At 28.3% G+C, this 24,344-nt stretch carries 31 protein-coding genes and 1 tRNA gene; 3 read left to right on the top strand and 29 right to left on the bottom strand.

Going from position 1 to position 24,344, the window contains the following annotated elements; all coding sequences use genetic code 11:
* Window positions 1–26: 26 nt before the first annotated feature.
* The 5 genes from BN854_RS03870 to BN854_RS03850 form a co-directional block, all read right to left on the bottom strand.
* Window positions 27–644, bottom strand: coding sequence for an MBL fold metallo-hydrolase (locus BN854_RS03870; protein ID WP_026659076.1), 618 nt, complete (start codon window positions 642–644; stop codon window positions 27–29).
* Window positions 645–687: 43 nt separating this feature from the next.
* Entirely contained in the window at window positions 688–837 is a 150-nt protein-coding gene (gene rpmG, locus BN854_RS03865; protein WP_035369362.1) for a 50S ribosomal protein L33, read from the bottom strand.
* A 61-nt stretch (window positions 838–898) separates the two neighbouring features.
* On the bottom strand, window positions 899–2,449 hold the full coding sequence (locus BN854_RS03860; protein ID WP_026659066.1) for an ABC-F family ATP-binding cassette domain-containing protein: 1,551 nt from the start codon (window positions 2,447–2,449) through the stop codon (window positions 899–901).
* Window positions 2,449–2,931, bottom strand: a complete 483-nt coding sequence (locus BN854_RS03855; RefSeq protein ID WP_026659058.1) for a hypothetical protein — start codon at window positions 2,929–2,931, stop codon at window positions 2,449–2,451. Before BN854_RS03855 ends, BN854_RS03860 begins: the two co-directional genes overlap by 1 nt.
* Window positions 2,932–3,021: 90 nt before the next feature.
* Window positions 3,022–3,666 (bottom strand): Pr6Pr family membrane protein, encoded by a 645-nt coding sequence (locus BN854_RS03850; protein WP_026659049.1) that lies wholly within the window; start codon window positions 3,664–3,666, stop codon window positions 3,022–3,024.
* A gap of 214 nt (window positions 3,667–3,880) precedes the next feature.
* Here BN854_RS03850 and BN854_RS03845 point away from each other — a divergent pair.
* From BN854_RS03845 to BN854_RS03835, 3 genes are all read left to right on the top strand, one after another.
* A tRNA-Lys gene (locus BN854_RS03845) sits at window positions 3,881–3,956 on the top strand.
* Between the two features lie 157 nt (window positions 3,957–4,113).
* Complete coding sequence (locus tag BN854_RS03840; RefSeq protein ID WP_026659040.1) at window positions 4,114–4,335, top strand: helix-turn-helix domain-containing protein; 222 nt, start codon at window positions 4,114–4,116, stop codon at window positions 4,333–4,335.
* Between the two features lie 20 nt (window positions 4,336–4,355).
* Window positions 4,356–4,757, top strand: coding sequence for a hypothetical protein (locus BN854_RS03835; RefSeq protein WP_026659031.1), 402 nt, complete (start codon window positions 4,356–4,358; stop codon window positions 4,755–4,757).
* 7 nt (window positions 4,758–4,764) lie between these two features.
* On the opposite strand, the gene BN854_RS03830 is transcribed toward BN854_RS03835, so the two are convergent.
* From BN854_RS03830 to rdgB, 24 genes are all read right to left on the bottom strand, one after another.
* Window positions 4,765–5,640, bottom strand: a complete 876-nt coding sequence (locus BN854_RS03830) for a tyrosine-type recombinase/integrase (protein WP_026659022.1) — start codon at window positions 5,638–5,640, stop codon at window positions 4,765–4,767.
* 219 nt (window positions 5,641–5,859) lie between these two features.
* Window positions 5,860–6,336 carry a hypothetical protein gene (locus BN854_RS03825; protein ID WP_026659019.1) on the bottom strand — a complete coding sequence of 159 codons (477 nt, stop codon included), beginning with the start codon at window positions 6,334–6,336 and terminating at the stop codon, window positions 5,860–5,862.
* A 75-nt stretch (window positions 6,337–6,411) separates the two neighbouring features.
* Entirely contained in the window at window positions 6,412–6,792 is a 381-nt protein-coding gene (locus BN854_RS03820; protein ID WP_026659011.1) for a hypothetical protein, read from the bottom strand.
* On the bottom strand, window positions 6,789–7,712 hold the full coding sequence (locus BN854_RS03815) for an AAA family ATPase (RefSeq protein WP_026659004.1): 924 nt from the start codon (window positions 7,710–7,712) through the stop codon (window positions 6,789–6,791). Before BN854_RS03815 ends, BN854_RS03820 begins: the two co-directional genes overlap by 4 nt.
* A 172-nt stretch (window positions 7,713–7,884) precedes the next feature.
* Window positions 7,885–8,064 carry a hypothetical protein gene (locus tag BN854_RS03805; RefSeq protein WP_045959753.1) on the bottom strand — a complete coding sequence of 60 codons (180 nt, stop codon included), beginning with the start codon at window positions 8,062–8,064 and terminating at the stop codon, window positions 7,885–7,887.
* A gap of 6 nt (window positions 8,065–8,070) precedes the next feature.
* Window positions 8,071–9,186, bottom strand: a complete 1,116-nt coding sequence (locus BN854_RS03800) for a hypothetical protein (RefSeq protein ID WP_026658998.1) — start codon at window positions 9,184–9,186, stop codon at window positions 8,071–8,073.
* A gap of 19 nt (window positions 9,187–9,205) precedes the next feature.
* On the bottom strand, window positions 9,206–10,831 hold the full coding sequence (locus tag BN854_RS03795; protein WP_026658990.1) for a DUF5011/hyalin repeat domain-containing protein: 1,626 nt from the start codon (window positions 10,829–10,831) through the stop codon (window positions 9,206–9,208).
* 707 nt (window positions 10,832–11,538) lie between these two features.
* Window positions 11,539–12,333: a hypothetical protein gene (locus BN854_RS03790; RefSeq protein ID WP_026658984.1), complete on the bottom strand. Its 795-nt coding sequence runs from the start codon at window positions 12,331–12,333 to the stop codon at window positions 11,539–11,541.
* Between the two features lie 14 nt (window positions 12,334–12,347).
* Window positions 12,348–12,878, bottom strand: coding sequence for a hypothetical protein (locus tag BN854_RS03785; protein ID WP_026658976.1), 531 nt, complete (start codon window positions 12,876–12,878; stop codon window positions 12,348–12,350).
* Window positions 12,871–13,197: a hypothetical protein gene (locus BN854_RS03780; protein ID WP_026658969.1), complete on the bottom strand. Its 327-nt coding sequence runs from the start codon at window positions 13,195–13,197 to the stop codon at window positions 12,871–12,873. Before BN854_RS03780 ends, BN854_RS03785 begins: the two co-directional genes overlap by 8 nt.
* 210 nt (window positions 13,198–13,407) lie before the next feature.
* Window positions 13,408–13,644 (bottom strand): hypothetical protein, encoded by a 237-nt coding sequence (locus BN854_RS03775; RefSeq protein ID WP_026658961.1) that lies wholly within the window; start codon window positions 13,642–13,644, stop codon window positions 13,408–13,410.
* A gap of 501 nt (window positions 13,645–14,145) precedes the next feature.
* On the bottom strand, window positions 14,146–14,337 hold the full coding sequence (locus BN854_RS03770; RefSeq protein ID WP_026658954.1) for a hypothetical protein: 192 nt from the start codon (window positions 14,335–14,337) through the stop codon (window positions 14,146–14,148).
* Between the two features lie 91 nt (window positions 14,338–14,428).
* Window positions 14,429–14,884, bottom strand: a complete 456-nt coding sequence (locus BN854_RS03765; RefSeq protein ID WP_026658948.1) for a GNAT family N-acetyltransferase — start codon at window positions 14,882–14,884, stop codon at window positions 14,429–14,431.
* Between the two features lie 8 nt (window positions 14,885–14,892).
* On the bottom strand, window positions 14,893–15,579 hold the full coding sequence (locus BN854_RS03760) for a Type 1 glutamine amidotransferase-like domain-containing protein (RefSeq protein WP_026658941.1): 687 nt from the start codon (window positions 15,577–15,579) through the stop codon (window positions 14,893–14,895).
* A gap of 8 nt (window positions 15,580–15,587) precedes the next feature.
* A complete protein-coding gene (locus BN854_RS03755; RefSeq protein ID WP_026658932.1) occupies window positions 15,588–16,343 on the bottom strand; it encodes an AAC(3) family N-acetyltransferase in 756 nt (251 codons plus the stop codon).
* Entirely contained in the window at window positions 16,340–17,068 is a 729-nt protein-coding gene (locus tag BN854_RS03750) for an alpha/beta hydrolase family protein (RefSeq protein ID WP_026658929.1), read from the bottom strand. Before BN854_RS03750 ends, BN854_RS03755 begins: the two co-directional genes overlap by 4 nt.
* Window positions 17,069–17,106: 38 nt before the next feature.
* Complete coding sequence (locus BN854_RS03745; RefSeq protein WP_026658923.1) at window positions 17,107–17,445, bottom strand: hypothetical protein; 339 nt, start codon at window positions 17,443–17,445, stop codon at window positions 17,107–17,109.
* A 72-nt stretch (window positions 17,446–17,517) separates the two neighbouring features.
* Window positions 17,518–17,877 (bottom strand): hypothetical protein, encoded by a 360-nt coding sequence (locus tag BN854_RS03740; protein WP_026658915.1) that lies wholly within the window; start codon window positions 17,875–17,877, stop codon window positions 17,518–17,520.
* Between the two features lie 86 nt (window positions 17,878–17,963).
* Entirely contained in the window at window positions 17,964–18,164 is a 201-nt protein-coding gene (locus tag BN854_RS03735) for a hypothetical protein (RefSeq protein ID WP_026658906.1), read from the bottom strand.
* Window positions 18,165–18,202: 38 nt separating this feature from the next.
* Window positions 18,203–19,282, bottom strand: coding sequence for a hypothetical protein (locus BN854_RS03730; protein ID WP_026658899.1), 1,080 nt, complete (start codon window positions 19,280–19,282; stop codon window positions 18,203–18,205).
* On the bottom strand, window positions 19,275–22,325 hold the full coding sequence (locus BN854_RS03725) for an EAL domain-containing protein (RefSeq protein ID WP_026658891.1): 3,051 nt from the start codon (window positions 22,323–22,325) through the stop codon (window positions 19,275–19,277). The genes BN854_RS03730 and BN854_RS03725 overlap by 8 nt, the downstream gene beginning before the upstream one ends.
* Before the next feature lie 12 nt (window positions 22,326–22,337).
* Window positions 22,338–23,192, bottom strand: a complete 855-nt coding sequence (locus BN854_RS03720; protein WP_026658883.1) for a choline kinase family protein — start codon at window positions 23,190–23,192, stop codon at window positions 22,338–22,340.
* Between the two features lie 44 nt (window positions 23,193–23,236).
* A complete protein-coding gene (locus tag BN854_RS03715; RefSeq protein ID WP_026658876.1) occupies window positions 23,237–23,647 on the bottom strand; it encodes a metallophosphoesterase family protein in 411 nt (136 codons plus the stop codon).
* A 41-nt stretch (window positions 23,648–23,688) separates the two neighbouring features.
* The gene (gene rdgB, locus BN854_RS03710) at window positions 23,689–24,255 is read right to left on the bottom strand and encodes an RdgB/HAM1 family non-canonical purine NTP pyrophosphatase (RefSeq protein WP_026658869.1); all 567 of its coding nucleotides are present in this window, start codon (window positions 24,253–24,255) and stop codon (window positions 23,689–23,691) included.
* Window positions 24,256–24,344: the final 89 nt, after the last annotated feature.

The raw sequence follows: 24,344 nt of genomic DNA, 5'->3' as shown, positions 1-24,344 counted from the left end.
TATAATAAATAGTCATTTGTGAAGTATTATCTCTTTTGTTTTTGCCATTTAATATAATATGGGTTACTTTTGCGTTCGTTTTTAACTAGACTTAACTCATCATGTCCTGGACAAATAATAGTATTTTCAGGCATTTCATCAATTAATTTTACAACACTTTGTTTAAGTTCTGATAAATTTCCTGAATATAAATCATGTCTTCCAACATCATTTTTAAAAAGGGTATCGCCTGTAAATAGATGTTTACCATAAAGAAAACTTAATCCTCCTTTAGTATGACCAGGAGTCTCAATTACTTTTACTTCCTTATCTGCTAAGGCAATACTACTTTCATTTTTAATCAAGTGTATATCAAGTTCTTTTCTTTGAAAAGGTCTTTTATTTTTTTTATCATAACCATTATAATCATCTTCAAATAATAAATGAGCATCATGTTCTGATATATAAATAGGAACTTTAAATTTATGAATTAAGTTAACATGGTCACTATGGCCATGAGTAATAGCTATTGCGATTAATTTTTTATCTTCTAAATATTCTTTTATCTCATCTATATTATCAGAAGGATCAATTAAAATACATTGATCAAACCTACAAATAATATAACTATGAGCTTGGTCATTTTTACTAATAAACTGTTTCATACTATCGTCCTTTTTATAGAAAAAAAACTATTCTTAGAATAGCTTATTTTTTTTCTCTATGAATGGTATATTTGCGCAAGCGTGGGCAATATTTTTTCATTTCTAAACGATCTGGTGTCGTTTTTTTATTCTTAGTTGTATAATAATTTTCATCGCCACATTCTGTGCATACTAATTTTACTAATTCGCGCATCGTGTATCCCTCCAGACTTACTTTATAATTATATCAAATTGTTTTAGAAATATCAAATATTTTATGCAGTTTCATACAACGATATTTCATAATCACATATTTCTTGGTAAAATTCTTTCTCATGCGAAACTAAAATGAGTGTTCCTTCATAATTTAAAAGAGCTTCTTTTAATGCCTCTTTAGCATCTACATCCAAATGGTTAGTGGGTTCATCTAATATTAAAACATTGCTTTTAGTATCTTGTAATAAGGCAAATCTTAATTTTGTTTTTTCCCCACCTGAAAGAGTAGAAATATGTCTTGTTGCTAATTCATAATCAATCCCATAATGAGCCAAAAGTCCCATCACTTGAGTCTTATTATAATCAGGATATTGATAATGGATATGCTCAAAAGCTGTATATTTTTCATCTAAATGACTATCTTGTTCAAAATAAACAATATTAGCAGTATCTATAAAATGGTATGTCCCACTAATTTTAGGAATAATATTTAGAACTGTTTTAAGTAAAGTAGATTTTCCTATTCCGTTTTTACCAGTAATAACTACTTTATCGTTTTTTCTTACTTCAAAATTAATCGGTGCTAATAACGCTTCGCTATTATATCCAATTTCTAAGTCTGTTATTTTTAATACTTCTTGCCCAGTAGGAACAGAGAAATCAAATTTAAAGTGTAGTTTCTTATTTACTTTAGGTTTTGTTAAACGTGGGATTTTTTCTAGCATTTTTCTTCTACTTTGTGCTCTTTTAGTTGTTGAAGCACGAGTAATATTTTTCTTGATAAAATCTTCTGTTTTTTCGATAAATTTATTTTGTGATTCAAAAGCTTTTTGTTGCTGGCTCATTCTTAATTCGCGTTCTTCTAAGTAATAGTAATAATCACCTTTATAGCGGCTAATTTTACCATTTTCTACTGCATAAACTGTTTTTGCAATATTCGCTAGAAAACCTTCATCATGAGAAACTACTAAAAATGTTTTTTCGTAATTATTTAAAAATTTTTCTAACCATTCGATATGTTTAACATCTAAGAAGTTTGTTGGTTCATCTAGTAATAATACATCAGATTCACCTAATAAGAGTTTTCCTAAAATAACTTTTGCTCTCATCCCGCCTGATAATTCTTTAATTTTATATTCAAGTATTTCTTGGCTTAGTCCTAAACCATTAATGACATTTCCTATTTGAGAAGCAATCGAATAAAAGTTTTTATTCTCTAGTTCTTCAGTAATTGACATTGCATAGTGTAATAATCTATCTTGTTCTTTTTCATCTTGGATTAAAGCAATTTTTTCATATACTTTTTGTTGCTCAAGTTCTTTTTCAAATAAAGGTAAAAATACATCATATAAATATGTTTTAACTTGTATTTGAGGATCAATTGTAGCATATTGATCTAAATACCCTACTTTGATATGTGCTTGCCATTCTACTTTTCCTTTATCAGGTGATAAATCTTTATTAATAAGTTTAAGTAGTGTAGATTTTCCTGCACCATTAGGTCCAACTAAGACTGCATGATCACCTAAAAAAAGACGCATTTCTGCCTCTTTATACAATTCTTCTAATTGATATTTAAAATTTAAATTTGTTACTTCTAATAAACTCATTATTTACTCAATCCATTCATTAATGTTTCTTCTAAATCTTCTAGAAAGATAGCATTCATATTCCAGAAAGGTTCGTTAGGATATATAAACTTCATCTCATTTTCATTCTCATATCTTTTTAGTACTTGTTGTTTAGGTGAAATTAAGACAATCTTTTTTCCTGGTTTAATTACAAAACTGCTCATATCTTTTAAAACTATGCTTGAGCCTTTTCTAATTTCCCATATTTTTTTACTGTTAAATGTAATTTCACAGTTATTTGGTACATTCCAAAGAAAGATTTCATAAACTTCATTTCTATATTCAAATATAATAAAGTCATTATTAATACATTCTTTTACTTTACCATTTTTTTCTAATATGTCTATTATCTTTTTTCTTTTCTTTTGTTTATTCTCTATTTTCATTGAATATACTTTATAAAAAATATACATCAAGATAATAAGTAGTCCTAATAAAGACCAAATAAGTATATGTCCCATAAAGCACCTTCCAATCTAACTCTATTTATTTTAACATATTTAAAGAAATATGTAAAAAAATAAAGGTCAGATTATGACCTTCATTAAAAATTATAAGTTTGTTTGTCTCTTTTCAATTAGATTTTTAAGTGTCGCTAAGACAAGTGTGAATACTAATATGATTGGTAAAAGTATTCCTAATGAGAATGCAGCAACCGATCCTAATGATTTATTTGGTAATGTCGGGTTTAAAAAATCATATGGATACCACTTTATTAATCCTCCAAAAATCATAAAAAATGAAAAATAGATGAGTGGATGAACTAACGCAAAACTTAGTTGTTTAAATGTTACTACTCCTTTTACTAGTAGGTAATAAAATACTGGGAATAATAAAGGAGTAATCGTATGTACTAATTGTCCATTAAAACTCATATTTCCTATATTAGCTATACCATTAATAACAAAATGGTAGATTAATCCTGTCATAAGAATATCAACTAATGCAACAATGGATAAAATCCTATACCATTTTTCATCTTGTTTATTAAAAAAATAAAGTGATAATACAACTACTACTAAAATATTACTTTGGTTTGTGAAATAAGCAATCATATCTAATGGCTTATTATGAGTAATAGAGTCAATAAGTGATAGTAATACGCCTAGTGCCGCAAAGAATAATATCGTACCTACAATGATGTATCTTGTTAAATTATTTGTTCTTATTTTATGTATTGTTTGTCCTGTTTTCATAAATGCTCCTTATAATTATAGTGATATTATTATAGCATACTTTTTTACTTTGAATATCAAAATTATTTTAAATAAATTATATTTAACGTAGTTAAAATACCCTTTTTTTATTGACAAGGTTATCTATTTGTTATACAATATTCCTGCGACCAATTTTATATAAACAAAAAAACGCCCTTGTATAATAAGCGTCTTGTTTTTTATGTCGTTACATGCACCCTTAGCTCAGTTGGTAGAGCAAATGACTCTTAATCATTGGGTCCACAGTTCGAGCCTGTGAGGGTGCACCAAAATAACTGTAATAGCCTTTTGAGGAATCAAAGGGCTTAATTTATTAAATAACCCTTTGATTAATAAGCCGTCTCGACAACTGCTTACACTAATAATAATTCATATTGAATTGAATGTCAATGTTTTTTACTTCATTTTGAATTAAAAGGAGGGTTTATGTTAAACTTAAGAGCTATTAGAAAGAGAAAAAAACTATCACAACAAGATTTAGCTACACTATTAGGTGTCTCACAAATTGCCATATCTCAATATGAACGTGGTACGAGAGAACCAAATATTGAAACACTAGTTTTAATATGTCAAAAAATGGATATAACTATTGAAGAATTGATAGATTTCAAATCTATTCAAGAAAAGTTAAGTAAAAAAATCAGATAAACTAAAGGGGATATATCTAAATGAAAAAATCAAGTACATTAAAAACATTATTTGTTCTAGTTATTGTTATTGCAGCTTTTATAGCTTTCGATAAACTAGTTTTCAATAAAGAAGGGTTAACTGACAGTTCTACTCCTTTAATTGAATCAAAAGAATTAAGCCGCAATGATTTTGATTTATCTTATACTCACAACGGTTGGACCAAAGTGATTGCTACAGTTATTCCAAAAAGAGATATAAAAGAAATCGTATTAAGAGTCAACTATACAGATAATAACGGTTCTATACTCAAAAGAGAAACTAAAATTGAATACGGACTATATAAAAATCAAACATATACAATTGAATTTACTAACGGGATTTTTGAAACCTTAAAATTTTCAAAATTTTATGTTGAATTAGTATCAGGAGTAAGAAAATAAAAAGCCTTTATCGGCTTTTTTTCTTATTCATAATTTTTTCATACTCTTTACGCGCAATTATTGCATCATATTTAACATAGTTCTCTGTAGTTTTGTAATCTTTATGACCAAGTATTGTTTGTACAGTCTTTAGATTAGCACCATCTACTACCATATCTGTTGCAAATTTTTTTCTTATTTGGTGAGCATGAAATCTATCTACATTTAATTTTTCTTTCATTTTTCTTGTGTAATTTTTAAAATCATCCCTACTCATTTTTCTATTTTTTATATAATTCCAAAATATATACGTTCCAGGTGTAGACCTTATCAATTTTTTAATTAGATCTACATTAACACTGGTAAAGTAAACATATCTTTGTTGTCTACCTTTTGTTGTTTGTGTTTCTAATACTATTGTATTGACGTCAATTAATACATTATGTTTCTGGATATTCAAAAGTTCATTAATTCGGCAGCCGGTATCATATAGTAGTATAAATATTGCATTGTATACCCAGGAATTTTTATTCACTTCTATTTCAGATAATTTTATGGCCGCTTTTAATACTTCATGTTGCATAGGTACAAATGGTTCAGTATCGTTTGGCAACTTAGGAACTAAAAGAAATGTATTGCTCATTAGTTTTGAATGTCTTAGAGCTGTTTTGATATATCCTATCCGTTTATTAATTGTAGTATTTTTTGAACGTGTATTATTTTTCAACCACTCTATAACTCTTTCTCCATCTTCATATCTTAAGTCGTTTGCATCTTCAATATTTAATGCTTTTAAGCATTTTAGTATAGGTCTAAATGCTGATGGTTCGTTAATAAGAGTATCGCTTCTTTTTCTATTTTTTGTTTCGTTAATATATCTAGTTATTAATTCTTCTATTGTCATGATGTTTCCCTTTCAATGTTTGTATTTTTAAAAGGGTTGCGCAACCTGCATATACTATTATATTACAATGTCAACATATAATTTCCCATAAAATATGTGGATAAATTGACATTTTTAAATTATTATTATAAGATAATAACGAGGCGTACATGCCGGGTTGGTAGTCTTAGCTACTGCCACATACAACTAAGTCCCTTTTTAATTAAAGGGACTCTTTTTTTATCTACCTCTTACTTTTCGTGCATTTTGATAATCTTGTATGTCTTTATCCTTTGCCTTTTTAATAGGTTTATTTAAAGGCGATTGCCCTACTTTAAAATTTTTACCTGTTAATCTACTTTTACCAATTGTATTAGTATCTACATAACTTTTTTTATTTTTATAAGTTTCATATAATCTAACTTTGTGTTTCTTATCAATTTGATCAGATGTTGCTTTAGTCGTTAAATTAGATACTTGAACTTTTTTATTTTTCTTTTGAACTCCGACCATAACTAGTCTATCATTATTTGCATTCTTTCCTTTAATCTTTTCGTATGATTCCCAATCTCTTTTTTTTACAATATGTTTAGGATTAACGGCATATATTTTTCCGATGTGATTCTTTTTTTTCTGTTTTAACTTTGACGGAACAAATAATCTAACCAACAATAGAAATGGAATTCTAATCATTAATATAACAACTTTTGTAATCAATTTTATGTCCTCCTAGTTGTTAACGGCGCGCCCAAATATATTATTTTAAATATATATACTAAAGTATATATAAAATCACGCTTTTTTCTTACTTTTTTTGTCACCATTTTCAACTCGTTCAATCTGAGCTGTAATACTCTTAAGTTCTGCAGCTCTTTTTCTTATCTTACTTTCGACGTCTTTTATTACTTTTACTTTTTCTTCTAATTCTTTTCTGTGCTGTTCACTTGCTATTGTGAACTGGTATTCATCCAGATATATGCGCTGTTCTATTTTCGTCTCAGATATTGCCCTTAAATCAATTTTTGTTTGTTTCCAGGGAATTATATAGATTGCTGTTGCAAACAAAAACACAGCCACTAAAAACACTAGTTTTAGAAGTAATACAGATAACGCTACTAGAGCAATCCAAAATATAACTTGCCCAGATATGTTAAGTATTTCACTCCATGTCATGCTCTCACCTCTTTAATGCTATTTTGATATCTATTATCCATTTTCTCGCCTTTTAACTCTTGTCTTAAGTTGTAACTATCAAAGTATTTTAAATCCATTGTGCGTTTTAAAAATACGCGTTTATATTCAGCTTTTGTATATCCACCTGAACCATTTGTTACCACTTTATGAAATACTAAATCCCAACCTAGAATTGTGATTCTAAATTCTCCTGTTTCTCTCCAATATTCGTAATCAAATCCTTTTTTAACTTGAACATCAACAATGGCTTCTGCTAATGTCATCATTTGGACGTCAACCTTATCCATTTGCGTATAAGCAAAAATATGGCCAATGTATTGTCTGACTCCGACAGCATACTCCATGAACCCTTTAAATGAGTTCATATATTCATTAGAATTGTTTACTCGGTATTGCCATATTCTATGTGCTTCATCAATATGAAGTGCTGCAAATAGATAGTGATTAGGATAAGCTACAATTTTACCTTCATCAAAAAAATCTGTTATCTCATATCTTGGATGTAATGTATATTTTCTAAAATTATTTTCATCTACTCTTGGTACTTCGATTGCAGTATTTATATATGATCCTTTTCCTGTTGCTAAAAACATACGATGCATAATCTCTGCAGCTACACTAGACTTACCAGCACCAGGAAGGCCTGTGACAATGTACAAACCTTCTTTTTTGAACGGGAACTCATCATATGCCTTTTTTAAAGATGCAAGCCAACCATTTATCCAAGCCCAGTGAAGTGGCGCTGTCATATCTCGCATGCGTTTGTATATGCGTTCATCCATAACCCAATCAGTGTATCTAATGAGTTTTTTAGAAATAAACCTAGCAAGTTTTCTATTTAAGCTAACATTCCAATCGCCTATTTTATCTAGTTTAAAGGCTGTACTTTCTAGGCTCATCTTTTACTTATTTTTACTATCTTTCTTTTTGGAATAAACAACTTAATAAAAATAATTTTAGTCCATTTATATAAAACTTTTAAGCCGAGATATACTCGTTTTGGGAATGTGTATAAAATGAACTTTAAAGACTTACGAATAATGTTATAAATTAATGCTATTGCTGTGATAATCATTTTCTTGCCTCCTTAAATGCCTTATTTTCTCTTTTCTTTTTCACTCCGTTTTTAATATCCTGGACAATGTCAGGTGTTCCTTTAGGAACTTTTTTACTATCATATAATTTATAATCTAGATAACTGAGCGTAAACAGTACAATTAGTACAACTATAATAATTATTAATGCTTGCATATCTATTTATCTCCTTTTCTTGTTTGGAATAAGTACCCATTTAATGAACTTAAGTATGCTTTTAATCGTTTTAAAAACAAGTTTAATACTTGATATAACTATTTTAATAAAGAACCATATAATTAAAATTAAACCTATAACAACAGGGATACATAATATAGCAACAATCCATAAGAGAATATTAGACCAATTTAACCCCTGAATATATTCAATTAGTTTTTTAATTTGCTCAACTAATGATTGTAAATAGTTCAAGTCATCTTGTGGACTGGTAGGGTTATTAATGACGTCATCAATAATGAACTCGCCATCCAGATAGTATTTAACGCGTAAGATAACAAAATTAGAAATTGTGTAATTATTTCCCCAGGTACCAATATCACCACTGACTCTAGCTACATAATTAGCATCAATATTTTTGTCAGTATTTTTTTCTAAGCCTTTAACTGACTCTGTTGCTGGAGTTGGTAGAAAGGTTGTTCCTATAGAATTACTAACATAACCGCTCATAAATACGCCATCATATATAGATATTTCCTTTTCAATGTTTTCTTTTCCTGTTCCAATAAACCACCACTTTTTTTCTATAACGTAACTAGCATCGATTGCTGCTAATTTATCGTGTTTTTTATCAAATTTAAAATAAAATTCATAATATTTATGCAGTGGTGACGTCGGAGACATTCCCGTTAATATTTTTGTTTTAATCGTTTTAACTGCAACTGTTTGTATTTCTACAATGTTCTGTCTTTTTACATTTGCAAAACTTCCAATAGTATTTTTACCTTGGGCCATATGCGTATAATAAACTTGGCCAACTAATCTTTTAACCTGGTGCACTTTAATGGCCGTCCATTTTGAATCCACTGTAAACTTATTATCTTTAACAGAAATTGTGCCTAATTGGGCCACATTTATTCCGTCTTCTAAGAATGCATACTCAACAACCGCATGTGATATTCTCCAGTCTTTCATATGTTTAATTTCAACAACCGTATTATCTCTAATAATTTCAACATCTATGCGCTCGTCGTTTATATCTGTTTCTTTAGCATAAGCAGGTGTGATAGTGAGCACTAATGTGCTTACTATCAACAACATGATCATTACTATCTTTTTCATTAATGCATCACTCCACTACTTATTTTTTTTCAATCAATTTTGTATTTAAGCCTAACTTATTTAAAAAGTTTAGAATAGAATTAATTACGTCAATAAAGAAGTTTTTAATCGCTCTCCAGATAGTTGCCCAAAAACCTAATTTGACATCTTCATCTTTTTTTAGGCCTGCAACTGATAATGTTCTAGAAACTTTATGTTCTTTCCCTTCTTTATCAGTAATCAACATTGATACTAAATAATGTCCTTCTACTGATGCATTTTCACTATACTTATCAGTTATAACTTTATAACTTTTCATTTCAATTCCTTCATAAGTTGCATATATTCTTGCAATTTGGTCTATTGTAAGTGTTTTTAATGCGTCTAATGAAACAATATTTCTGTCAACCCAAAATGCTGTATATATGTTAGATTCCAATCTATATGTTCTGTAATGAGTTCTGCCATTACCAGACTTATCTACAGCTAGATATTCAACTTCATATACTCCCTTGCTTCCAGAAACGATATTGTGAGTTACAACAGTTATTAATGATGTCACATCTCCGTCAATTTCATCTGTTGCAGTTAATCCTTCTAATAATATTTTATCTGTAATTTCAGCATTCAAATCAAGCACGATTGGACCAACAGTTTTATCTTCAAAACTAGGTGCTAGATTATCGTACGAGTCAATTACTACGTTTTTTCTAGATATATTACCTGCTTTATCTTTTGAAGCTATTACAATACTAAACTTGCCAAATGTTCTATTTTTATAATCATTTTTTTCGATATAAACTGCAGTATCACCATCAATTTTATCGGTTGCACTATAATTCTTTAAAAACTCAGTAACATTTAACGAATCAGTATATCTTACTTTATATTGGCTTGGTCCATCAATATCAGGTCCTGTTAAATCATGATTAGAAATAGATATCTTTTTAGTTGTTGTATTTTGACTAGAATTAGTTACGGAATATTCAACGTAATATGTACCTAATTTATTTTCATTCCCACTAAAGTTTTCATTAGTAATTACAACTTTATTTGTAATATCTCCATCCTTAGGATCTATTGCTCTAAGTTTAGCAATTCTTGCGATATCATTTATGCTGTATGGAAAATTGATATCATTGACAACTGCCATACCGTCTAATAGTAATTTAGACGCTCCACCTTGATTGCCTCCACCAGTGTCGTTACCACCTTGGGAATCAAATCCCATAGGATTATGTACGCTAATTTCAGTCATAGGGTTCATAACAGACATTTTTAAAGGCGCATTTAAAGCATTCCATTTTGTTCCATCTGTAGTAACTTCTAAAGCTTGAAAATCAGCAACTTGGGTTAATACAATCTCTTTAGCCTTAGTTTTATAGACTTGTTTTTCTGCCCCAACATGTAGTGAAAATGTAGTTTCAGTTCCATCTTGCACATATAGTGTAAAACTATTACCAGAACCAATAGCATCATATAACGGCTTTTGTTTAAACCTATTTTCTGTCGCATCAGTTAATGCTAAAAATCTTAAGTATCCATCACTTGTTGTTGTAAATGGTATATCAGCATTCATTTCAGCTGCAAACGTCTTAGATGCAAACATCGCAGTAATTCCTAGCGTGCTTAATACCGCTAAGAAAATATATAATATTTTTTTCATTCTTAATCCTCCGTTTTATATTGAGATTAAATCTCTTGCACTCAGTTTAACTTCGTTAATTTTGATAATTTAAAAAAGTCGAACTTTTCTTGATTAAAAATAAAAAGTCTTTTTAGAACTAGACAACATATAATTTTATAAGTTTAGTATATGTTAACTATATAACTTTATGACGTCATAGAAACTAACGTTTAGAAGTTTTTAAATCATAAAATTATAATAGTAGTCACTTCTTAGATGCTGACGTCATAGAACTTTCACAATACCCCCCCATTTAAAAAATGTTTAAATGTTTTGAACTTAACTCTTAAAATGATTGAAGTTATTAAAAATAAAATGCTCATATCTAATCTTTCAGTTTTTAAATAGTTAAGCGGACTATTATTTCAATTTTTAACTGCATCTAATCGGTTCCTTCTTTAATTCTTTATATAATAAACACTTTTTAAAAACTTATACTTTCTCTCCGAAACTTAGACTAAATTACCTTTTTAATTCCATTTATTAGACTTTTTATATCTTTCAATTCCGTTTTTTAGACTATGCAACTAAAATAAAAAGTATCTAGAGTTTATATGCTCTGATACTTCATTTTTCTTTTATTTATAGTGCTTATTTTGGCGTTTAAAGCCTTTGTTTTCTATGTTCTAACAAGTTATCATGTGATAGATTAAACCTAAACAACCGCTTATTTCTAAGCAGTTATTTTAGTTATATTTCTTTAGTCCAAATGCATCACCAATTAGATCTAGCGCATCATCTGGGTAGTTGTTCATATTCTTATAGTTCGATTGCTTATAGCTCGCATCACCTGACTGATTAACTATAATTTGATATTGTGTATACTCATCTAATAACAATAATTTATATAGGCCATGTTGCTTTTCCTTGCGTTTCATTGCTCCACAGCTTAAGAGTTTTGTTATCATGTAAAAAGTTGTGCTACGTGCCAATTTTAACTCTTTGATTAGGCTTTCAGTATCTACTTCAATGTTTCTATTATAATCGCTTGTGGCTAAGTTATGTAATCGGCCTAATGTAATTTTAGCTTTAGGGCTTAACGTTTTAAGACGTCGTTTTGTTTTGATATATTTTCTTTGTAGCATTTCTGAGGTGACAAAAGATACAGCGTTGGCCATATCAATTTCTTTCAATAAATAATAGAAAACATAACCCGTTTTATCTGGGTTAACGACTGTTTTTATATATCCTTTTTCTTCTAGCTCATTGATTGCAGTATAGTATGTACTTTCAGCAATCCCTAATTGATCTATCAGTTTTTTCTTACGGCCATAATATTTATGATTAACTTCTTTACTAATATTTTCTAGTCGTTGTGTTCTTGGAATAGATGCGTATAAACCAGCATAAACAAGCTTAGACGAATCTAGTATATCTTCTTCAATTAGTTTACTATCTAAGATAGAAACAAGCCCACGATAGCTAGGCTTAAACTTATGGCTTAGTTGTTGTTTTGTCTGTGTGTTTGCCTTTTTTCTCATGTGCTTGTCTCCTTTCATATATCTAGCTGTAATTGCTCATTTTTTAATTTATCTGTATCGTATTCATACTTTTGTAACTTCTGTGCTAGTTGTCTTGCTTTTAGGTGTTCCAATAGCTCTTCAGCTGTAACTTCAGTGGGTTCTTTAGACGTTTTACTCCATAGTTCATTTTTAGAGATGAACGCTAAGAAAAACGTTTCTATATCTTTTTGAAAGTACGTATAGAAAAATTGGAACTTAGCCAATATTTCTAATTGTAATGATGCAGTACAATTAATTAGTATGACGTCTCTTTTTCTAGTTTTTTTATATTTGCTAATTCCATACGTTCCTATAATTTGCCAAAACAATCTATTATAGAGTTTAAAACGTGGTACTGTAAATTCTCTATACTTTTCTTCAGTTGTTTCTATTTCTATATCGCTGACGTCATATTTACGTTGTAGTCTTGTTAACATTTTAGTGGCATTTTCTTTTTCGCCACCTACTCCGCGCTCTGATAATTCTTTTAGTTTTTTTAATAGTTCTATCTTTTTATCATTCATTTTTTTCCCATTGTTTGACCTTTTTTAAATATCTTTTTATTGATTGACGCATATCCCACATATAATCATCAAAGTAGTTATCTTTGAATAACTCCCAAAATGCATAAGATAAATCTTTATTTAATTTTTTATAATAAATGTCAACTTCACGTGCAGTTTCGAACTCAACATCTAAAGAACTTTCAACTTCAGCTGTAATTGATTTTGATACGTATACTCTAAACTTTTTAGTTTTCAGACTATAATAACACACTAAGTCTTCAAGTCCTTTTTTGACAAGTTCTATTTCTTGTCTAATTTCTGATACATCATATTCCATTTTATTCACTTCTTTCTTAAGTCCCTTTTTGACTTAATCAATCGAATTATTAAAGGGAACTTAAGTAGTAAAAAAGTATAAATATAATTCGATTGATTAAATTAGAAAGGATAAGTAGGGGAGTGGGATAACTCCCCAGGAGAAGTATGAAGCCCTTGCTATAAAAAATAGCAATTAGAGAGCCTAGCGTCCTGAACTACGGTAGACTCTCTAATTACTATTTATCAGTTCAGGATATTTTATTCGATTGTTTTCATATCTTGCTAAAAGTCGGATTGCTTCTTTTATTTCATAATCTTTCCAATTAAGATACTCAAGATATTGCAAGGTTGCCTTAGCATCATTGTCTAAACAATAATAAGCTTCTTTCACTATTGAGACTAAGCCAGGGCGCTTTAATGTTTCAAGATGCGCTTGGATGATGCTATCTAGTCTTTCATACTGCAATGTATCACTCCTTTTTAAAATAAAAAGCCCATTTTATTAGGCTTTAATAGTTTATTTAGATGCACTCACTCTTAATCATTGGGTCCACGGTTCGAGCCCGTGAGGGTGTACCAAAATTAGTTTAGAAGTACCCTTTTGATAATTCAAAGGGGTTTTTATTTAATATGAAGTAGAAATATGAAATTTAATTTTTTTTAGTCTTCTTACTTATTGATTTTTTATTCTCTCTATTATGAAATAATTACACGTGGGTTAAAGTCCCGAGCCTTTACATTGTAAAGTTCGTTAAATAGATATCTCTATTTAATGCAAAAAAGTCATATATCTATGGCTTTTTTTATTGTATAAAGCTATTAAATATTGTATATTACTTGTGCTGGAATAGATATGGAAGAAGCCCCAAAAGTCCAACAGCCAAGATAAGTCTGTCAGTATACTGATGGGCTATTTTTATATCTACATACTTCTATTTATAAAAAAAATAAGAACTAATTAAAGTTCTTATCCATACATCTTAATTAAACAGCTTGTTGCATACTCTTCGTTATCTGGATCTGCTTCTACTAAACACATAATGTATTCTAGTGTTTGAGCTTCCTTACAAATTTCTGTTCTAGCTTCTTTATATAATTCTCTTAATCTTTTATCAAGAGCTTCTTTAATAACTGCTAGTTTTTTTGCATCTTTGTTCATACGATTCACTCCTTATTAAATTTTTTCTTGTATCGTTATCTACACTTCTATGATACGCTAAATAGAATAATTTGTCAACGTATATTGTAATCTATTCTTCATCAATAATTTTAACCATTTGGCTATATTCTCTTTCTTCAAAACCTTGTTTTAAATAAAGTTTTTTTGCTCTACCATTTTCATCATCTATTTCTAGTCTAATAGCGATTGCGCTATCTTTATATACTTTTTCAATGTAGTTTAAAAACTTTTTACCAATCCCTAAACCTTGATACTTTGGATCAACATACAGTTCTTCTAAAAGAACCATTAAGCCCCCTAATTCATTTGAGTATGTAAAAGATAAAAGGCAGTAGGCAACAACCTTATTATAGTAAGTATAAACATATCCTTCAAGATAAGGGCTATCTGATATGATTAAATCAAATGTTTGTTCTAAATTAGAAATAGGCATTTCTACATGTTCAATGACAGCTTCTGATTGATAAAAATCTAATGATAGTTCAATATATTTACTTTTATCTTTATCGTTCATTTTTCTAATCATTTTTACACCTATTTTCCTATTTTCTTACCTCTTTGATAATATAGTTCTGCTCCATCGTATAATGTTATTCCATACTCTGAAACAATAATCATTCCGCTGTCTGGTAATGTATATAAATCTCTATTGAATAATTTTACTGCTTTTTTAATACCACTTTTTTGTTTCTTTTTTCTTCTAAAGTGAACTTCAATACTAAAGTTATGAATATAACCTAATCCATCAGATATATTAAATGCTTGATAATCATTATCCTTACTAATATGGAAATAGTTAAATTGGATCATTGCTCCTGCACTTGAACCAATCACAAGCCCTTTAAAATTTTCTAAATCTGTTGTAAGTTCTTTTTCATGAATTCTTTCCATCATTTCATCTGGTGCTCCACCAGGTAAATATAATATGTTAGATTCATTGATTGTTTTTTTCATTTGTTCTATATTTTCATCATAGTAGTTAATCCATGAGATGTTTTCTTTTTTAACGCCTAGATTTATAAATATAGTTTCCATTTCGTTATAATATTTAGAGTTTTTGCCATAAGTTTCTTGCCATTTTTCATTTGAATCAATCTCTTTTTCAAAAAATGAAAAGCCTAATATAACAACCTTATCATCTTTTTTAATATAACTTGATACTATTTTTTTAGTATTTTCTTCTAATAACTTGCTTTTTCTACTTAATAAAATATTTGTCATATACTCTCCTAAAGTTCAATATTATGAGTCTCTAATGGTAGATCATCACTGAATAAATCAATGTCTTCTCTTAGCCATTTTTTAATTACTTCTTCTAATTCTTTAGCGTTCATATATAAAACTTCTGCATCACCAAAGAAACCTTTTTTAACAATTCCTTTTTCTATTAAATAGGCTTCGCATTTTTTAAAGTTTTCTGATAAGTGAGGATAGAGTGCATTATAGTGTTTATATGTTTTTTGAACATGTATGCCATGATCAGTTTTAATTTTGAAGGTAATAGGAATTGCAGTAAATCTATTAGGAACATCCATCATTTCTTCTACTGCATGAATAAATGTATTTCTAATAAAATCGCATCCTATTAATAAAATTTTAGCATCTGCGCTACCTAGTCTTCCCCATGCTCCTTTTGCAGGTGTTGGGGTTTGTGAATATTCTTCATTTGAAAGATATTTGCTAGCATTTTTTCCAAGCCCTGCCATTGAATGAGTTGGATGAAGGCTTCTTACTACACCTTCTTTTTTTCTAAATGTTTCTGTTAATAAGCCAACACATGAAGGTTCTATTTTAGAATCAAAGTAATTATAATCAGCATTCATTTGTTTCCAAGTATGTGTAGGCATTAAAACTAAACCTTCTTTGAAATATGAAGACAATACATCTATCACTTCATTAACATCACGATTGATTTTTTTCATAGAACTATGAATTAAAACTGTATCTGTTGGCTTTAATCCCATTTGTCTTAGTTGTTCGATCACTTTAATTCTCCTAGCCAATTTTTTAATGTTTCAAACCATGTTGCTACATGTTTATTTTCTAATGCAAATTGTTCTTTATCATCATTGTCAAAAGCTACTTCTTTAGTTGCTAATGATAAACCATGACGTCCTTTTGGGTAGAAGTGAGCTTCTACTGAAACCTTCTTTTTATTTAATGCTTCAAGTAATAAGATACTGTTTTCTACGGGAACGCTTTGATCAGTCATTGTATGCCATAAGAAGATTGGTGGCATGCTTTTTTTAACATTTTTTTCTAAACTTACTTCTCTTAGTGATTCTTTGTTAAGTTCAACTAACAGTTTTTCAAAAGATCCTTGGTGTGAATACTTTTGATTTGATGTTACAACAGGGTAACATAGAATACCTGCTTTAAACCATCTAGGTTTAGTTTCAAGTAAATGAAGTGCTAAGTGTCCACCTGCTGAAAAACCAATGATTAATATTTTTCTAACCTTATCTAAATTTCTTAGTCCTTCAACAACCTCTATTGCTTCATTTATGACATCAGGGTGTTTTAACAATGTGTGTCTATATTCATAGATTGCAGTATGATAGCCTAATTCTAAAAAGGCATTTGAAACAGGTTCTGCTTCTCTAACTGATGTATGATTGTATCCTCCACCAGGAATAATTAATACTAAATCTCTTTTTTTATTGTCTATTAAATGTGTGATAACTTTGTTATTGCTGTTTAATGTAATCATAGTTTCCTCCTAAAAAAATAAAGCACTTTTGTAAGTGCTTAGCAATCAAATTTTTTATAACCTTTTTTTGTTTTCTCAATCACGTGAACAATTACTTCTTCTTCTAGCATAACATTAACGAGTCTATCTGTAATTCCAAACTCTAATATTTTTTCTAAAGCTGTTATCTCTAATAATTGTTTTTCTACGTGTTCCTGAATTTGGGCTTTTTGAATATAAACATCATTTTCTTCTACAAATGTTACAATAAACTCTTTATAGCTTTTAATGTGTTTCGTTAACTGTTCTACTGAAAGACTTCTTAAAGCTTCAATAGTTGTTTTCTTTTTCTTCAAATATTCAGTTTGAATCCAGTCTTTACAGGCTTTTTCAGTCATTTTTAACCGCTCCCTTGCTAGCACAAGAGTATTATAACATGGTCTTTTTTTATTTTCATTTAAAGTGATTATTTAATCATAAAACTCAACCCATTGTTTAGTTTCATAGTGAATATTGTGTTCATCTAGAAATTGTTTAATTTCATCAAATGTTTCTACTAAATCAAATCTTAATCGAATCATATTAAGAATTTCTTCTCTATCCTGAAATTTGTTTTTATTCAAATAATCACTTTGTTCAACTAATGTTGCTAAAAAAGCTTCTCTATTTTCTTTATTAATAGTTATACTGCTTTCATATTTAGATGCTGCAGAAGTGTAAAATGCTTCTTCACTCACATTTTGACCTAATCTATAGTAGCTAAATTCAATGGCATCATCGCTTAACACTGATACTGATATACAAAATCCATTTCTTTTACATATTTCCATATTATTTCCACCTTCATTAAAGATTTTATCTTATTTCATGTTTTAAATAATAAATGTAATTGATAGTTATATTTGATGTTATATATTTATTGTTTCTTTTGAATCAATGGAATAATAATATTCTTTTCTAACGCTTCAGGATAAGGATACATTTCTTCTCTCATACGTTTGAAAATAACATATATTAAACCTCTTTTTAAATCTATACGTGTTACAACACCTGCATCACGTTCGTTTTCTACTTTAACTTTTTCACCAATTAGGTAAGTCTCATTGCTCCAAGCCATAGAATCATCTCCTTAATATACTTATATTATATCATATTTCATTGAGTTTTATTATTTTTCTTATATTCTTTTAAGATTGAGCCTAATGCATAAACATAAGGTCCATGATTAATCGTTTTTAACCATTCTAAAAGTTTTTTTGCTCTTATAGGGGGATTTAATGCTAAAAGTCCGTTAATATCACTTAAGTGAAGTGGGTGATCTTTATCATTTAAATTATCTAGTAAATTAAGTGAGTCTTCATTCTTTCTCATAAATAGATAAAATTGTTTAATTGCTTTAGGGAGTCTTACTTGATATTTTTCTTTTTTCTGATTTAGAGTATCATAAGTAATATCACTAATTTTTATAATTTGTTTTAAAATGATAAAATCAATCGTATCTTGGAATTCATTATCTTTCCATGTATAAAGTGTTTTTAAAATTCTTGTTCGCCATAAGAATCGGTGATTGGAATCCTGTTTGATTTGAGTATTTTCTAAAAATAATTTTGTTAGTTCATCTATATCTTTAAGATCATATGTACTTCTTAGTGCATCTTGAAACATTTCTTCTAATAAAGGTGCTATTTTTGATAAGTCATTTTTATTTAATAAGAAAGAAGTTAATTCTTCTAATAAGGTTGTTTTTTCCTTTAAGTAAGCTTCTTTTAATTCATGAAAGTAAATTGTTTTTTTATTAATTGTTTGTTTTTCTTTTTCAAAGACATATGTGATATAGCTTAAAGTATCTCTTTTAATACTTTTTTCCTCAATCATGGAAAAACCTACCATCCCATTTTGATAGGTTCTATGAGTTGGATGACCCACAATATCATTTCTGATAAACTTCAACTCTTTTAAGGTCTCATTTTGATTAATATTAATATTATACTTGTACTTAGTTGTCCCTATAGATAAATCATAAAGGGCATCTATGCCTACAAAAAAACTTTGTAGGAGTCCAAAAACATCTAACATGATACTTGCTTCATTTAAACTTTTTCTTAAAAAGAATTGTTCTATCATCTGATCAACATCTTCTAAGACTGAAAGGGCAACAATCCCTTTAATCTTATAAGAGTCTTCTTGGAGGTTACATGCTTTTTTAATAAGATCATAATCTATTTTATTAGTCATTATTTGTAATCTCCTTAATTTTTTCTATTAGTTGATTCTTATCAATGGTTTTATAGACTGTTCCCTCAATATATCTAATACCATTTTTTCTTAGTATTTCTCTGTCTTCTTTGGTCTTAACATCTCTAATAATAAGTGCAATTTGATATTTTGATAAAAGAGCGTTTAAAGTCCCTAAATAAGCAATTGCCTTTTCATCACGAGCAGTATAATTCAGATGAAGCGCATGAAACGGATAATTAAGAACTGCATCTAAGTTTGTTGTGTCAAGTCCAACAAATGAGTCTACGAGTTCATTGATTCGTGCTTGATGGGCTTCTTTAATATCTGAGCCTATGACTTTGATACGAATAAATTCTGTTGGAATTTGATAACTTTTAAAAAGCCCCATAAAATAAGCATTAAAAGTCGGATGTAAAAAAGTTTCTTTTGTAAGAGGAATAGTTAATTTAATTAATTTATTTGTTTTTTGTTCTAATTCAACTAAGAATTCACAAATCAATTTTAAATGATATTTTTCTAAGTCAAACATTCTATTTCTTTTTTTAGCTATTTTATATAAATATTTACTATCTATCGTTAAATTTGAAAGCATAATTTCACTTTCATATTGCCAAACAACGTTTTGCTCTAAGTCAATAATTTGATTAAATAGGATTGTAAACTGTTTGTTTTCAAGGGCTATATTTAAATAGTCAATTACTTTTTGTTCAAATACTTCTTCTTCATACATGTGGTATTCGAAGAATAATAGTTCTTGTTGGGATCTTTTTGCTAAATCTAATGTTACTTCTAAATATCTATATAGTCTAAAAATATCTTTATCGCTTGTGACAACCGGATATCTTAAGGCACTAACAATAGTTGTAAATTGTTCATAAGGTAGGCTTTGTGGACTATATTCAGAAAGGTGTTTAAGATAAGATTTAATAATTTTAGTTGTCACTCTAATATCATTTTGTGGGATATAGACACATAACTGTTTATCATCGTATCTATAAACCATACCTTCTTTAAAAAACTTTTTAGTCACTTGAGCAAACTCTTTATAAAAATTAATCGTCTTTTCATAGCCATATATTGTTTTATAGTCGCCTTGTAGTTCTACTAAAATAAAACTAGCTTTATCCTCTATATAAGTTTTCATATGAGCATTAAGGGCGTTTAAGTTAAGAATTCTTGTTTCATAATCGGTTGTTGCTTGTTCAAGGAGTTTATCTTTTTCTTCTTGATTTTTAGTTAAATCTTCAAAAATACTAACAATTTTTATTTCTCCTTCATCATAAATACTAAACAATTTTTCTCTGATTTGCTTATTTTGATGTAGGTAGATCATTTCAGCTTGTTCATTTTTATTTTGATATAGTTTTTCTATCATGTTTTTATAGCTATTTACTTGATGATATTCCATATCTAATAAGAATAGTTCCAGTGGTAAATGTGGCTCTACTGATAATAGTTCTTGTGCTTCTTTGTTGAAGTGAGTGACTTCATTCATCATAATTCTCGTTGCGATTAGAGGAGAATTAATCACTTTGTTTAAAAATATATTTTCACTTCTAAGTCTATTTTCTTTAAGTTCATCAATTAATTTAGTATATATTACTGCACTAACTGCTTTAAAGAAATCATAAAACATACTGATATCTAAAAGATTTTCATCAAAATGAACGACAAAAACACCTAAATTTTGAACTGGAAAAGCATATACTATTTTTACTTTTTCTAATTCATAAGGCTTTTGTGTGATAATATTTTTATCAAATTTTAAATTTTCAGGAATAGAAATAATTTCTTCTTTTTCTTTTAGTACATGATCAACTACAGTTTCATATAACCATGTGTCAATAATTTTTTTATCATAAAGTCTTTCTTTTTTATATTGAAATAATTCTTTTGAATCTTTCAGATATAAAACAAATTCCATTGGAGTAATAAATTCATTAATTTTAATAAATAGGAGTCTTAAGTATTCTCTTAAGTTAAGTTTTTCACTTAACTGATGACTGTAGACTAAGACTTCGTGTAAAGCTTCAAATTGAAAAACAAAATGGCCATTTTTCTTTTTAGTGGAGTTTGCATTACTATTAAGTTCTTTTAGTTCATTAGAACTTTCAGTTACTACTTCTAGTACCTTTTTTTCTTCTTCTATCTTTAAGGGCTCTTCATTGTTTTTATTATTTATAAGTTTATTTTTATCTAAGACTTTTTTTACTTTAGTAAGTTTTTGTTTATAAAGAGTAATAGAAGGCTTATTTCCTATTGTTTCATAAAATGATAAGAGTTTTTCATACATACTTAATTGATAACTTTCTTTTTGTTTTTCAACATACTCTTCATTTTCAGTTTCTAAGACCATTAGTTTGTGTTGATCATTTTCTTTAGCATAAATTTCAACTAATGCTAAAAGAGCATCCTTTTTTAATACTGGGTTGTCAAAAACTAATAGTGCTTTTTCTTTAGCTTCTTGATATTTTTCTAAATGAATTAAAGTACTTAAAAGGTAAGGAAATAAAATTTTACTGTAATCTATTTTTTCATATTTTAAACATAGATCTAAAATTTCTTGATATTTTTTTTCAAGTTCGTAAGTTTTAATTAAGTCTTCTAAATAAGTTATTTTTAAAGATTCACTAATTGTATCTGATAATAAAGAAAAAATTTCTTGTTCATATTCTAAATGATATGCTTTTTTATATTCAATCATATCTATGATAGCTTGATATTTTTCAGAAACTTTAAGAACCTCTTCTCTTTTTTTAATGGCTTCTAAAATAAGATGTTCATCTTTATTTAATAGGGCAATTTGAAAGATTAGATGATATAGTTTTTCATCAGTCTCTAATTTATTTTGAATTTCTTTTTGAACAAGGTATGGTTTTACAAAAAAAATGGCCGCCTCATATAAACCTAAATCTTTCATCATTTCTAGTTTTCTTATCACTATTGCTTGATAATTAAAAGTTGACATGCTTTCATTTAACATCTCACTTAATTTGTCAATATTTTCTAAACTAGATTCAAGTTTTAATAATTTTTCCATTTTCTTCATCCTCTATTTTATTTCGTTATAAAGTGTTTTTGCTAGGTCAAGGTAATGATTTGCATATAATTTAAAGTCTATATGAAGTTCTTGGCTAAGTCCTATGCTATCTTTGTATAAAGCAACTAAGTACCATTGTAATGCCTGATACATTCTATAGAATTTTAAATGTTTCAGCTCTTCATCATTAGCTTTTTTACCAATATAGGCTTCTAATAATAAAATGGCATCTTTAAACTCCATATTGCCAAAACAAGCTAAATCATAATATGGATCATTCCATCCAGAAAATTCCCAGTCCATTAAATATATTTTGTCATCTTTTAAAATAAGATTTGTTCTTTGTGCATCTCCATGACAGAATACTTTTTCAAACTGATTATATTTTTCTTGGTATAAACTAATCCATTCAGTCTTAAGTATTTTATATTCTGGATTAATTCCAGTATTTATTTTTTCATAGTTATTTAATCGTTTTAAAAGTTCATAATCATACTTTTTATCTACAGTTGTATGATGAACTTTTTTTAGAACATCGACAATTTTATTAAGATAGGGCATATAATCTGTTTCAGATAAAATATTGCCTTCAATATATTCTGCTATTTTAACACCTGTTTCTATGTTAAAGTAAACTGTTTTAGGGACTAATCCTAATTTTTCTGCTTGTTCTAAATGATATTTTTCTTTTGTTCTGTCGACAAAGTGATGAGCATTTTTTCCTAAAATTCTAATAGTATATAGTTTATCTAGGACATTAATAATGTATGTATAATTACTCATTCCACCTAGTAGTCTACCTATGATTGTTATATTAGCTTCTTTTCCAAAAAAAGCTTGTGCTTGTCTAATAATTGCTTGTTCCAATGTTTACTCCTAAAGATTTTTTATTGTTGCTTTTTTATCTTCTATTATAATATATGTATAAGGTGCTGTGCTTCTTTAAGTGATCCTGGGTTTAAATAAAGTATATCATCATATAGTTCTATAAGTGGTTTATGCGTATGTCCAAAAATACAAATAGTTGCTTTTTGTAACTTTGCTTTCTCTCTTAATTTATTTAACCCATATTTAACATTTTCTATATGCCCATGTGTCAAATAAATAACTTCATTATCAATATTTAAAATGCGACTTTCAGGTAAAGTGACATATATATCTGCATTACCTTTTACTGCGATGATATCATTTTGAGAAATATCTTTGATAGAAATGCTTAAATCTCCTGTATTTAAGTGATAATCAATATCAGGGTGTTTTTCAATTACTTGTTCTAATAAATCTAACTTGCCGTGTATATCTCCAGTGATCAATATTTTCATGACATGTTCCCTTTCTATTATACTAAATAATTCTTATTATATCACAATTCTTCAATTAATTTTTTTAGTGCCTTAGCACGATGAGAAATACTATTTTTTAAACTACTTTCCATTTGGGCTGCTGTGATATGATATCCTTCTGGGATAAAGACTGAATCATAGCCAAAGCCATTTTCACCTTTAATATTAAAAGAAATTTCGCCTTCCCAAGTTCCTTCAAAGCTTTTAAATTTAAGATCTTTGTCAATATATGCTATAACTGAAATAAATCTTGCTTTTCTATCTTTTTTTTCTTTCATATTTGCTAAGAGTTTTAAACAATTTTCTAAATCGCCTTTACCTGAATATCTGGCTGAATAAACGCCTGGTTCCATATTTAGAGAATATACTTCTAAGCCTGAATCATCTGCTAGTGTTGGTAGGTGATATTTTTTTGCGATGGTTAATGCTTTTAATTTTGCATTTTCTAAGAAGGTAGTGCCTGTTTCTTCTATTTCTTCATAGTCGTTTAAATCACTTAATGAAATTACTTCAATTTCAGGATTATTTAAAAGAGATTTTAATTCCATGACTTTTCCTTTATTATGAGTTGCAAGTATGAGTTTCAATTTTGTATACGCTCCTTTTTTAGTCTATATAACTATTTTACAATAAAATTACTTTATAGTATAATAGTTATATTATTATACTTAAGGGA

Origin of the sequence: Alteracholeplasma palmae J233 (assembly GCF_000968055.1) — a bacterium.
Taxonomy (GTDB): Bacteria; Bacillota_I; Bacilli_A; order Acholeplasmatales; family Acholeplasmataceae; genus Alteracholeplasma; species Alteracholeplasma palmae.
Note: the sequence above shows the minus strand (reverse complement) of the source record. Positions and strands in the feature narration are given on the sequence as shown.